10 protein-coding genes are annotated in these 11,691 nt (G+C 69.4%); 3 read left to right on the forward strand and 7 right to left on the reverse strand.

Features of this window, described 5'->3' with window-relative positions; all coding sequences use genetic code 11:
• Nucleotides 1-2,283 carry a phage tail sheath subtilisin-like domain-containing protein gene (locus BMW75_RS15800; protein ID WP_092580641.1) on the reverse strand — a complete coding sequence of 761 codons (2,283 nt, stop codon included), beginning with the start codon at nt 2,281-2,283 and terminating at the stop codon, nt 1-3.
• 415 nt (nt 2,284-2,698) lie between these two features.
• On the opposite strand from BMW75_RS15800, the gene BMW75_RS15805 reads away from it, so the two are divergent.
• Nucleotides 2,699-5,272, forward strand: a complete 2,574-nt coding sequence (locus tag BMW75_RS15805; RefSeq protein WP_254792037.1) for a carbohydrate-binding family V/XII — start codon at nt 2,699-2,701, stop codon at nt 5,270-5,272.
• 10 nt (nt 5,273-5,282) lie between these two features.
• On the opposite strand, the gene BMW75_RS15810 is transcribed toward BMW75_RS15805, so the two are convergent.
• The 3 genes from BMW75_RS15810 to BMW75_RS15820 form a co-directional block, all read right to left on the reverse strand.
• Nucleotides 5,283-6,023, reverse strand: a complete 741-nt coding sequence (locus BMW75_RS15810; RefSeq protein WP_092580643.1) for a hypothetical protein — start codon at nt 6,021-6,023, stop codon at nt 5,283-5,285.
• 18 nt (nt 6,024-6,041) lie between these two features.
• On the reverse strand, nt 6,042-7,757 hold the full coding sequence (locus BMW75_RS15815) for an alpha/beta hydrolase (protein WP_254792038.1): 1,716 nt from the start codon (nt 7,755-7,757) through the stop codon (nt 6,042-6,044).
• 92 nt (nt 7,758-7,849) lie between these two features.
• Entirely contained in the window at nt 7,850-8,509 is a 660-nt protein-coding gene (locus tag BMW75_RS15820; protein ID WP_092580647.1) for a glutathione S-transferase family protein, read from the reverse strand.
• A 183-nt stretch (nt 8,510-8,692) separates the two neighbouring features.
• On the opposite strand from BMW75_RS15820, the gene BMW75_RS15825 reads away from it, so the two are divergent.
• The gene (locus BMW75_RS15825) at nt 8,693-9,457 is read left to right on the forward strand and encodes a class II aldolase/adducin family protein (protein WP_076516433.1); all 765 of its coding nucleotides are present in this window, start codon (nt 8,693-8,695) and stop codon (nt 9,455-9,457) included.
• 23 nt (nt 9,458-9,480) lie between these two features.
• On the opposite strand, the gene BMW75_RS15830 is transcribed toward BMW75_RS15825, so the two are convergent.
• Entirely contained in the window at nt 9,481-10,269 is a 789-nt protein-coding gene (locus BMW75_RS15830) for a hypothetical protein (RefSeq protein WP_175493181.1), read from the reverse strand.
• A 209-nt stretch (nt 10,270-10,478) separates the two neighbouring features.
• Between BMW75_RS15830 and BMW75_RS15835 the strand changes: the two genes are divergently transcribed.
• Nucleotides 10,479-10,898 (forward strand): DUF1801 domain-containing protein, encoded by a 420-nt coding sequence (locus BMW75_RS15835; protein ID WP_092580649.1) that lies wholly within the window; start codon nt 10,479-10,481, stop codon nt 10,896-10,898.
• Between the two features lie 8 nt (nt 10,899-10,906).
• Here the strand turns inward: BMW75_RS15835 and BMW75_RS15840 are convergent, their stop codons facing one another.
• Both BMW75_RS15840 and BMW75_RS29465 read right to left on the reverse strand, forming a co-directional pair.
• A complete protein-coding gene (locus BMW75_RS15840) occupies nt 10,907-11,359 on the reverse strand; it encodes an SRPBCC family protein (protein WP_092580651.1) in 453 nt (150 codons plus the stop codon).
• Nucleotides 11,360-11,450: 91 nt separating this feature from the next.
• Entirely contained in the window at nt 11,451-11,618 is a 168-nt protein-coding gene (locus BMW75_RS29465) for a hypothetical protein (RefSeq protein ID WP_175493182.1), read from the reverse strand.
• Nucleotides 11,619-11,691: the final 73 nt, after the last annotated feature.

The raw sequence follows: 11,691 nt of genomic DNA on the forward strand, positions 1-11,691 counted from the left end.
TCAAGCCTGTATCTGGCCGGCCAGTTGCTGGATGCTGATGACGACGAACTCGGCGGGCTTGAGCGGCGCGAACCCCACGAGGATGTTGACCACGCCGCGATTGATGTCGTCCTGCGTGGTGGTTTCCCGGTCGCACTTGACCAGATAGGCCTCGCGCGGAGAACTGCCCTGGAAGGCGCCCTGCCGGAACAGGGTGTTCATGAATGCGCCGATGTTCAGGCGTATCTGCGCCCAGAGCGGCTCGTCGTTGGGCTCGAAGACCACCCATTGCGTGCCGCGGTAGAGCGATTCCTCCAGATAGAGGGCCAGGCGGCGCACCGGCACGTACTTGTATTCGGACGTAAGCTGGTCCGCGCCGCGCAGCGTGCGCGCGCCCCAGCAGACCGCGCCGTACACGGGGAACGTGCGCAGGCAGTTGACGCCCAGCGGGTTCAGGCTGCCGTTCTCGCCGTCGGTCAGCGTGGCGGCCAGCGACACGACGCCGGCCAGGTTGGCGTCGGTGCCGGCGGGCGCCTTCCAGACGCCCCGATTGCCGTCCGTGCGGGCATACAGGCCCGCGATCGTGCCGCAGGGGGGCGCGAGGCGGGGCTTGCCGTTCTTGAGCGGATCCGACACGTGCGTCCACGGGTAGTACACGGCGGCATGATCCGACTTGGGCAGCGCCGTGCCGGTGGCGACCGCCACCATCGACGCCGGGTCGACGGCCGTGGGCGGCGCATCCACGATCATGAACGCGCGCCGCTCTTCGCAGTACGAGGCGGCGTCGGCCAGGACGCCGGCATGCGTGATGGCGGGCAGGCAGAGCAGGTTGAAGATGTCGGCGTCTTCCAGCGCGTACAGGCCCTGGCGCAGCGCGCGATTGCCGATGAACGCGGCATAGACGTCGTCCGGTCCGTAGGGCGTTTCCGTGCCGCCTTCGAGCAGCGCGTCCACCGGCGGCGGCGAGGCCACCGCGCCGGTCAGCAGGTGCAGGGACGCCGCCAGGTCGTTGGCCGGGGCGGCGGCGACGGCGATGGTGGAGCCCAGCCCGCGCGAACCGCTGGCCAGCACCAGCGTGCTGCCTTGCACGCGGGCGGTGAAATCGCGAAAGGCCGGCGTGCCCGGCCGCAGCGCGCGCACGGCCGCCTGCAGGCGCGCCGCCACGTCTTCCAGCTTGGCGGCCAGCGAGCCGCCCGCGGCGGCGGTGTCGCCCAGGCTCACCAGTTCCGGGCCCAGGCCGTCCAGCGTGATGCGCAGGCTGGTGTGCGTCGCGTCGGGCAGCGCATCCAGGTCGGTCGCGCCGAAGGTGTCGCTGGTGAGCGTGGCCGCATCGGGCGTGGGCGCGGGCCGGATGATGGCGGCGCCGTCGGTTTCGATGCCGCCCGCCAGAGAACCCAGCATCAGCACGCCGGCCGCGTTGTTGCGCGCGCCGGGCAGCACGCGCACGCTGGCGTTTTCGCCGCCCGCGCCCGAGGTCAGCACGATGGTGTTGCCGCTGCGCGCGGCCGTGAAGTTCGCCAGCGCCGGCCGGCCCTGCGCCTGCGCCCGCACCTTGGCCTGGATCGCGGCGCACAGCGATGTCAGCCGCTGCGTGGCCGTGCCGCCGGAAATGTCGCCGGGCAGCGCGATGCTCACGCCCACCGGTTCCAGCCCGTTCACCGCCACGCGAAAGTCGGTGTGCGTTGCGTCCAGCAGCGTCTGCACGTCGCCCAGCGTACCGCTGACGCTGGTGCCCGCCGGCAGCGCGTCCAGCGCGCCCTGCGACAGCAGGCGCTCCAGGCGCACAAGCTGCGAGACGCCCTGCACCAGATCCAGCAGGTAGCGCGGATCCTTGGCATTGAGCGAGACGTTGGCGTAGCTTTCCGCCCGGCCGTCGCCGGCGCGGATGAACTGGATGTTGAAGGTGCTGGAAGGCACGGCGGTGGCGTAGTCCACGCGGACCTGGATGCCGTTGCCCGAAACGCCCGGATCCAGCGCCCGGACCGCCAGCACGTCCACGGCCGTTGCACTGCGCAAGGTGCGCTGCGCGGGCGATGCCTCTTTGACGACCCGCACGATCCAGGCATCCGTGCCGCCGTTCACGAAGAACTGCCGCACGGCGTAGCCCAGCTCCGAGTCGTCGGCCAGGCCGCCGAAGGCGCGCTCGTAGTCGGAAAAGCTGAAGATCCGGACCGCCTTGTTGACGGGACCGCGCGGGGCCGCGCCCAGGAATGCGGCGACCGACGTCGCGACCCCGGCGATCGTGCGCACGCCGCTGGGGATTTCCTGGATGTAAACCCCCGGATGGGACAGGGTAAGGGCCATGAGCTGCTCCTTCACACGACTTCTTGGACGAAGTGTTCTTGCCGTAGGAGAGTCTTAGAGAGCCGCCAGTGCGCCGCAGGACATGGGCCGGGGCATGGCGATTCGATTCGCGCGAGGCTGCGCGGTGTGGCGGGCGTTGCGCCGCTCTAGTTGGATTGCAGCGGAAAGGCAATCGGGCAAAAGCAGCAAGCCCTGGTGAGAACGAGTTATAGAAGGTCTGTATGAACCCGGCAATAGCTTTTTCACGGCGTTAACCATCTGTTTCTTATTCAGCCCGGATTCATCCTGGGTCTTCCGGCAATTGAAGCGCGCGCGCCGCTGGCGTATAACCCGTAGCGGCGTCGCTGCGGAATCTTCCTGGCAGCGGATCGCCCTGGCCGGCCTGGCAGGCGGCTCCAGTCCCAAGGAGCGTGCGATGAATAGCGTGTCCCGATTGCTGCGTTTGCATGCCTGGTTGTCCCGCTTGCCCGCCACGCCTGACAAGGTGGGCCGCCGCCCGCGCATCGCGCATGCCGTGCTCGGGCTGGCCGCCAGCGCCTCGTTTGTCTTCGGCGCTGCGGCGCAGCCGCAGGATGCCGGACCGTCACAGGCCGCCGCGGCCCAGCCCGCGCCCGCCGCCGGCCAGCCCGATGCCGCGGCCGTGCGCGCGCTGCAATGGCCGCGCAGCTTCTCCGCGCAGGACGGCACCCGCGTCGAGCTCTATCAACCCCAGATCGACACCTGGACCGCGGATCGCATCACCGGCCGCATGGCGGTCGCGGTGGGCGCGGCCAAGGGCAGCCCGACCTACGGCGTGGCGGACTTCTCCGCGCGCGCCGACGTCAACAAGCCGGCCGGTCTGGTGCATCTGTCCGACATCCGCATCGAGCGCGTCCAGGTGCCCACCGCGCCGCAAGAGGCCGCGCGGCTGCGCAGCGCACTCGAAGCGCGCATTCCCGCCCAGGGCGTGGTGACGCCGCTGGACGCGCTGCAACTGAGCTATGCGCTGTCGCAGAACAACCCTGCGGCCAAGACGGTGCCGGTGGACAACACGCCGCCGCGCATCATCTATCGCACGGTGCCGGCCATCCTGGTGCTGGTGGACGGCCCGCCCGCGTGGGCTGAGGTGGCCGGGGCGCAAGGGTGGCGCCGCGTCATCAACACGCGCGCGCTGATCCTGCGCGATAGCGCCGGGCGCCTGTACCTGCAGGCCGCTGGCCACTGGTACGAATCCGGCGATCTCAACGGGCCGTGGCGCACGGTTGCGCAGCCGGCGCCCGCGCTGCTCACGGCCGCCGACGCCGCTCGCCGCAGCGCCGCGCCCGATCCCCTGATGCCGCACGACGGGCGCGCGCCGCACCGCGCGCCCGACATCGAAGTGTCCACCGTCCCGGCCGAATTGCTGATCACGATCGGCCAGGCCGAACTGCGGCCGGTGCCGGGCACGTCGCTGCTGTCCGTCACCAACGCCGATCACGCGGTGTTCATGAACCCGGGCGACAACCGCTACTACCTGCTGGTGTCTGGCCGCTGGTTCCGCGGCCCGCGGCTCGAAGGGCCGTGGTCCTACGTGCCGGGCAAGGATCTGCCGCGCGACTTCGCGCGCATCCCGCCCCGCGATCCGCAGGGCGGGGTGCTGGTGTCGGTGCCTGGCACGCCGCAGGCCCGCGAAGCCGTCATCGCGTCCACGATTCCGCAGACCGCGACGGTGTCGCGCAGCGCGGCCACGCTGCAGGTCCGGTATGCGGGCGGCGCGCCCGTCATGCGCCCCATCGCGGGCACGCCGCTGTCTTACGCGGCCAATTCGCAGGTGCCGGTCATCCAGGCGGAAGGCCGCTACTACGCGCTGTCGCACGCCGTGTGGTTCGTGTCGGATTCGCCCACCGGCCCATGGCGCGTGGCCGACCACGTGCCGGCGGCCATCTACGCCATTCCCGCCAGCTCGCCGCTGCACTACGTGACCTACGTGCAGGTGTACGGCTCGACGCCGCAGAGCGTGGTGTTCGGCTATACGCCCGGCTACATGGGCGTGGTGGTCGCGCCCGATGGCACCGTTGTCTACGGCACCGGCTACCCCTATCCGCCCGTGATCGTGCAGGATGCCTGGGTGGGCTATCCGCCCAGCTACGGCTACAACGCGGCCTTCGATTCCGCGGCGGGCTTTGCCTTCGGCTTTGCCGCCGCCGAGGCCTGGGGCGGCGCGGCGCCGTACTGGGGTCCGTATTCGGGCGCGCCCTATTGGGGCGGCGTCGACGTCAACAAGGTCGACGTCTACGGCGCATGGGGCGGTTCCGGCACGGTCACGCACGCGGCCGGGTGGAACGGCTGGACAGGCAACGAATGGCAGGGCACGCACGCCGAGGGCTACAACCCGCAGACCGGCGCGGCCTTCGAAGGCACGCGCGGCGCGGCCTATAACGAGTACACGGGCAACGCCGCGGCGGGAAGGCGAGGCGCCTACACCGATCCGGTGACCGGCGCATCGGGCGCGGGCCGCGCCGGCGCGGTCGAGAACGACGACGGCCAATGGGCTGCGGGCCGCCAGAATGTGCGCACCAACACGGACACCGGCCGCACCACGTACTCCGCCGCCGCGGCGACGGGCACGGCCGGGCAGGGCGCCGACAGCGTCGACCGGCGCGGCGCGACCTACGACCGCAACACCGGCAGCGGCATGGCCTGGAACAATGGCAACGTCTATGCGGACCACAACGGCAACGTCTACGAGCACAACGACAACGGCTGGCAGCAGCACACGTCCTCGGGCTGGCAGCCGGTCCAGCCGAACACGCAGGCCAACGCCAACTACCTGAATTCCCAGCGCCAGGCGCGCGACTACTCGACGCAGCGCACGGGCGGGATGGATGGCGGCGGCTGGCAGGGGCGCATGGGCGAGTCGCAAGGCGGTTGGCAGGGCCGAAGCATGGATGGCGGCTGGCAGGGCCGAGGCATGGAAGGCCGTAGTTTCGGCGGGTTCGGCGGCGGGTTCCGGGGCGGCTTCCGGCGCTGAACCGGCGGGCTCAGCCCGTCCGCACCCACTGCCCCGACGCGGGGTCGACGCCCACGCGCGCCCCGTCGGCCCACAGCTGTTCCTCATCCAATCGCGAGGCCGCTGCGGGGTCCACGTCGAATTCAATGCCCAGCGCCCGCGCGACGCGGGCATCCTCGATGGGCAGTTCCCAGCTCAGGAACAGCAGCGTCCGGTCCGGACCCGACGCGAAGTCCGCTTCGTCAAAGCCCGTTGCGTCGCGCGGAATGACCGCGTGCGGCTGGCAGGTGTCGAAGATCATGGCCGCGCCCGGCGTGAGCGCAATACGGTCGCCGGTGCCGGGAAAGTGCACGTCCAGTCCCTTGTCTTCGCAGAGGAACAGATTGCAGAAGGCGGCGCCGCCGTACTGTCCGCCGTCGTGGTGATAGCGCGCGCCGCGGCAGGCCATGAGGGCCATGTCGCTGTCGGCCAGGACCTCGCCCAGTCCGAGCGCGCGCGTCCAGTCGCGCATGGCCTCTTCGCACAGGGCCAGTTCCGGCCAGCGCGCGCGGGTGCGCGGCAGCGGCATCTGTTCGACGTCGCCGGGTTCCAGGCAAAGGCGCGTGCGGATCTCGCGTTCCCAGTCGGCGCGCACGCGGGCCGGCGGCGCCGGCACGGCCAGGTTCCCGGCAAGCAGCCGGCCGCTCACGCCGCGGCTGCGCAGGGCGTCATCGCGCCAGAAGAACGCGGTCAGGCGGTCATGCGCCGGGTGATTCAGGGGTAATGCATTCATGGGCAAAGCTGGCAACGCCTATCCTCCGCGCCCTTCGTAGACGGCTTCGTCGCCGTCCTCGTCTTCCATCGCCGCCTGCGAGCGTTCCAGCAGATGGCGCTTCAGGCCTTCGATGGCATCGGGCGTCCAGCCGTTCGCGCCGGTCACCGCCACCCAGGCGTTCACGTAGTGCTGGGGCGCATAGACGTGGCCATAGCCCATGGGCGTATTGGTGCCCACGGCCATGTCAAGCGCGAGCTGCAGCATGGTGACCACGGGATACCAGCGCAGCTCGGGCGACACGTCCGGGCCCATCGGCGCATTCATCCACGCGGGCGGACGGTAGAGGTCGCGGTAGTCGAAGAACGTGACCGGATCGCTGGCGTACTGCAGGTAGACGACGCGCATCGGACCCCAGGGCGCGTCGTCGGGCACGGGCGATCCGTGCTGGTTCATGAAGCGCACGAAGGCGCCATCTCGCAGCTCGGGCAGCCAGGCCGGCGATCCGGGATTGCGCGCATCGGTGATGGTGCGCCAGACGCGGCTTTCGAACGGCGGGCCGCTCCACAGCGCGCCCTGTATCGGGTCGCCGATCATCTCGAAGAGCTCGGCCGAGCCGGCGGAATTCATCGCGCCCAGGCTCAGGCCATGCAGGTACAGCCGGGGCCGGCGCTCCTTGGGCAAAGCGGTCCAGTAGTCATAGACCGCCACGAAGAGCGCGCGCGCCGCCTCGGCGCCGTATTCGGGCTGCGCCAGCAGGGACAGCGGGCTGGACAGGTACGAATACTGCATGGCGACGCTGGCCACGTCGCCGTTCAGCAGGTATTCCAGCGAGTCCACCGCCGCGGGGTCGACCCAGCCCGTGCCGGTGGGCGTGATCACGACGAGCGTCGAACGGTCGAAGGCGCCCACGCGCTTCATTTCGTCCAGCGCGAGCCGCGCGCGCGCCTGCGGCGTGGCCGCGCCGCGCAGGCCGACATACACGCGGATGGGCTCAAGCGCTTCGCGTCCCGATTGCGTGGTGATCTCGCTGGCGGTCGGTCCCGAGGCGATGTATTCGCGGCCCGCGCGGCCCAGTTCGTTCCAGCGGATCAGCGACGCGGGGCCGCCAGTCTTGAGCGCGGCGGTCGGTTGCGGCCGCTCGGGTTCGAGCAGCGCGTCGAATTCCCGGAACGAGGCGTCCAGCACATGCAGCGCGCCGCGGAAGAACACGTCGGTCGCCAGCAGCCAGAAGATCAGGATCGCGATTGCGGCGCCCGTGACGTTGGCCACGCGCCGCGGCACGACGCGCCGCACCTGCCGGGCCAGAAAGCGCGCGATCAGCTTGAACAGCCGCGCCAGCGCAAGCAGCACCGCGAAGGTCAGCACGGCGATCGCGCTGACCTTGATGGGATGGGCGCTGGTCAACGGCTCCATCTGCATCAGCGCGCGGATGGTGTTCTGCCATTCGGCGGCGTGGCCCAGGAACAGGATCGCCACCGACAGGCACAGCAGGCCGATGACGGTGTTGACGATCCGCGCGGCGCGCCCCTTGGGCTCGGGCAATTCCATGTAGGTCCACAGCCAGTGCCACAGCACGCCCAGTCCGTATCCCGCCGCCAGGCAGGTGCCGGCCAGCACGCCCTGGGTGACGTGGGTGCGGGGAATCAGGGTGGGGGTCAGCGCCGCGGCGAAGAACAGCGTGCCGAGCATGAGCCCGACGCCGGACAGGGACTCCAGATGGAACCGGAAGAATGAAGGCAGGTGTCTAGGCAAGGCTTGCTGCACGGTGGGCGTCCTCATCCGGGTAGAAGTGGCGTTGATTCTCGCATGTTGCCGCGGGATGTCCGCGGGCCTGTCAGTCGCGGTCAGTCGCGGTCGGGCGCGCCCAGCGGAAAGAGCGGCCGGTAGGGCCGGGCTTCGTCGACCACGCGGGCGAACGACGGACGCGCCAGCAGCCGCGCGCGATAGGCCCGCAGATGCGGATAGGCGTGCGCGATGGGATACGTCCAGTCGGCGTAGAACAGCGACGGGGCGGCGGCGCAGTCGGCCAGCGTGAAGTCCTCGCCCGCGGCCCAGGTGCGCGTGGCCAGTTGCGCGTCGATCCAGGCGTACGCCAGCTCCAGCCTTTCCGCCGCCTGCGCCATCCCTTCCTCGCGCCGCGCAGGGTCGCCGGAGAGCGCGCCGTTTACCGCGTGCTGCATCCAGAACATGACGTGCAGATCGAAATAGCGGTCCAGGAAGCGCACGTCCAGCGCGGCCATCGGGTCGTCGGGGATGAGCCGCACCGGGCCGGGATGGGCAAGCTGCAGGTATTCGATGATGATGCTGGATTCGACGATGTTGCGCTCGCCATCGACCAGCAGCGGGAACTTGCGCAGCGGCCAGCGTTCCAGCCAGTCCCGGGCATGGCGGGGCGTTTCCGGCCCGAGGCTGCGGAATTCGAAGGGCGTGCCGTTTTCGTACAGCGCGATGAGCGCCTTCTGCGTGTACGAGGAAAAGGGATGACCGTAAAGTGCAGGCAGCATTCTCGGGTTCTCCTGAGCAGTGGCTCACAGGTTAATGGGTCTGGGCCTGTTTCACCAGACGGACGCCGCCCGTCGCGCCGCCGTGCGGCGGCGCGGCGAAAGGAATACAGTGCATGGCGGAGCCCCTGGCACGAGCCGCGGGTAAACAGCCAAACAGCCAAACAGCAACAAGACGGAGACGGGATGGATACGGTAGGCAAGCAAGGCGCCAGCGTGCGCGAACAGGTCGGCGAAACGGAATGGCAGGTCCGCAAGGACCTGGCGGCGTTGTACCGGCTGGTGGCGCTGTTCGGCTGGGACGACCTCATCTTCACGCACATCACGGCCAAGGTTCCGGGCACGGAACACTTCCTGATCAACCCCTACGGCATGATGTTCGACGAGATCACGGCGTCCAGCCTGGTCAAGATCGACCTGGACGGCAACAAGGTGATGGCGTCCGAATACGACATCAACCCGGCGGGCTTCACCATCCATAGCTGTATCCACGCGGCCCGCAAGGATGCGATGTGTGTATTGCATACGCACTCGATCAACGGCGTGGCGGTGTCGGCGCAGAAGGCGGGGCTGCTGCCGCTGTCGCAGTTTGCGTTCATCGCGCTGCGTTCGCTCAGCTATCACGACTACGAAGGGCTGGCGCTCAATCCCGACGAGCAGCCGCGCCTGGTGCGCGACCTGGGCGCCAACAACTACCTGATCCTGCGCAACCACGGCCTGCTGACCGTGGGCCAGAGCATGGCCGAGGCCTTCCAGGCGATGCACCGCCTGGAGGCGGCCTGCATGGTGCAGGTCCGGGCGCAGGCGGGCGGCGAACTGACCTACATCCCGCCCGAGGTGCTGGCCCGCGCGGCGGTGGAATCGCCGGCCGACCGGGCGCACAAGGCCCAGCTCGCGTGGCCGGGTCTCTTGCGCCGCCTGGACCGCCGCAATCCGGGCTACGCCGACTAGACGGCGCGAAGCCGCCTTTCGGCTTACGGCTTGCGCACGGGCGCCGTGTCCAGGAACTCGGCGCAGTCGGGCACCGGCGTCGCGGGCTGGTAAACGGACGCGTCGGCCTGCCAGGCGTAGGTCACGGTGTAGCTGCACGCGCTGTCCACTTGGGGCGCCAGTTGCTCCCGGGTCAGCGCGGGCCGCGCGCTCGAGTCCGCAAAGCGGCTGGCGCCGGCCGGCGAGCGCGTCGCGTGCGTCGTCACCTGCAAATCCGGATAGTCGCGGCCTGGCAAGGCTTTCACGGCGGTCGTGAAACGGTAGACGTCGCTGCATTGGCCGGCGCGCTTCTGCTCGTCGGCTGCGTTGAAGCACGCGCGGATGGAGGCGTCGGCCGTGTAGGGCAGGACCAGCACCAGGTTCGCGCCGGTCGGCTCGCCCAGCGTGACGTCGTACACATACAGGTCGCGGCGCGCGAAGCTGCCGCCGGAGAACGGCGTCTCGGGCTCGAAGTCCGGCTCTTGCGGTCCGATCACCCCCACCAGCGCGCGCTCTTCGTCCAGCCGGATCAGTTGCGGCCAGACGGAAAAGTGCTTGAAATCCGGGACCTCTGGCGAGTCCCAGAAGAGGCGTTCGGCGCGCAGCGTGCGGCTGGTCGCGAAGGGGCCGTTTTCCCCGAACTTGCCGTCCGTCTTGATGCCTACGCACCAGTCCGTCTGGGCATTGCAGTACAACTGGTTGGCCGCGTTGAGCGTCAGCGGCTCGACGTCGGGCTGCGCCGCCGCGGCCGCGGGCAGGACGGCGGAGATCACCAGGGCAAACAGTTTCGACACGATTCTTCCTTCTTGGGGTGAGCAGCGCCCGGCAGCGGATGGCGGACGGCGCGACGCCGCACGGGCGCGCCACATTTTGTAGGGAGTCGCACGGCTGCGCCCGGGCGGTTGGTGTCAAAACATGAACAAACGTATCGGCGTAAGCCCGAATTTTCGCGGGCGCGGCGCCGGTCCTATGCTGGAGACCCTTCAAGGAAACGGATAGCGGCATGATGAAAGCGGACAAGACTGGCGATAACCGGGATGCGCAGGCCGGCGCGTCCGAGCTGATCGACGCGCGCATCGCCGAACTGGACGACTGGCGCGGCCGGACGCTGGCCCACGTGCGGGCGCTCATCCGGCAGGCCGATCCCGACGTGGCCGAGGAGTGGAAGTGGCGCGGCGTCCCCGTGTGGTCGCACGCCGGCATCGTATGCACGGGCGAAACCTATAAGACAGCCGTGAAGCTGACCTTCGCCAAGGGCGCAGCGCTGGAGGACCCCGCCGGGCTCTTCAACGCCAGCCTGGACGGCAACACGCGCCGCGCCATCGATCTGCACGAGGGTGACCGCCTGGACGAACCGGCGTTCTTGGCGCTTTTCCGCGCGGCCGTGGCGCTGAACACCGCATCGAAGGTCAAGCGGGCCTGACCCGGCGGCTAATTGGCTGCGGGCACGTCGGACTCGACCAGCCGCGCCAGTTGCAGCAGCGATTCCTGCCAGCCCAGATAGCACAACTCTGTCGGAATGACGTCGGGGATGCCTTCCTGCACGATGATCAGTTCGGTGCCGCAGGAAACCTCGCGCAGCGTGATGGTGGTTGTCATCTCGCCCGGCAGGTTGGGATCGTTGAAGCGGTCCGTGTAGCTGATCTTCTGGAATTCGACCAGCTCCAGGTATTCGCCGCCGAACGGCTCCTCATGGCCGGTGGCGAAATTGCGAAAGAACATCTTGTGGCGCCCGCCCGTGCGGGCGTCCAGTTCCTGCACCGTGCAGGTGTACCCATAGGGGGGAAGCCACTTCGCGATGGCGTCGGGCTCGAGAAAGGCCCGGTAGACGCGGTCGGGCGTGGTGCGCAGGATGCGCAGGTGTCGTACGGTTCCGGTGGTCATGGTGTGTCTGCCTCGAATGGTGGGGGATACATGACGACGACGAACCGCAACCCCCCGGATCGACACGATTTTTCTTGGGGATTTCCCTAGGTCATGGCGCCGCGGCGGGCTCCAGATAGGCGTCCACCCCGGCGACGCCGGGGTTCGCGGCGATGGCGACGATGCCTTCGATGATGTGCCCGTCCGTCAGCGGCTCGATGACGTCGATCTGGTCCGGCAGCCGCCATCGCCCGATCGGATGAGCGGGCGCGGACGTCATGCTTTTGCGCCATTCTGAAGCAGGCGGGGGCGCGTACGCCGCGCGGATGCCCCCTTTGCGGCCGGGCGCCGGC

This window comes from Achromobacter sp. NFACC18-2, from assembly GCF_900108985.1.
GTDB lineage: Bacteria > Pseudomonadota > Gammaproteobacteria > Burkholderiales > Burkholderiaceae_B > Achromobacter.

Excerpts from the sequence above, each read along its gene's own strand:
- BMW75_RS15820 (WP_092580647.1), bottom strand. The coding sequence starts at position 8,509 with ATGCTGCCTGCACTTTACGGTCATCCCTTTTCCTCGTACACGCAGAAG.
- BMW75_RS15810 (WP_092580643.1), bottom strand. The coding sequence starts at position 6,023 with ATGAATGCATTACCCCTGAATCACCCGGCGCATGACCGCCTGACCGCG.
- BMW75_RS15840 (WP_092580651.1), bottom strand. The coding sequence starts at position 11,359 with ATGACCACCGGAACCGTACGACACCTGCGCATCCTGCGCACCACGCCC.
- BMW75_RS15805 (WP_254792037.1), top strand. The coding sequence starts at position 2,699 with ATGAATAGCGTGTCCCGATTGCTGCGTTTGCATGCCTGGTTGTCCCGC.
- BMW75_RS15825 (WP_076516433.1), top strand. The coding sequence starts at position 8,693 with ATGGATACGGTAGGCAAGCAAGGCGCCAGCGTGCGCGAACAGGTCGGC.
- BMW75_RS15800 (WP_092580641.1), bottom strand. The coding sequence starts at position 2,283 with ATGGCCCTTACCCTGTCCCATCCGGGGGTTTACATCCAGGAAATCCCC.
- BMW75_RS29465 (WP_175493182.1), bottom strand. The coding sequence starts at position 11,618 with ATGACGTCCGCGCCCGCTCATCCGATCGGGCGATGGCGGCTGCCGGAC.
- BMW75_RS15835 (WP_092580649.1), top strand. The coding sequence starts at position 10,479 with ATGATGAAAGCGGACAAGACTGGCGATAACCGGGATGCGCAGGCCGGC.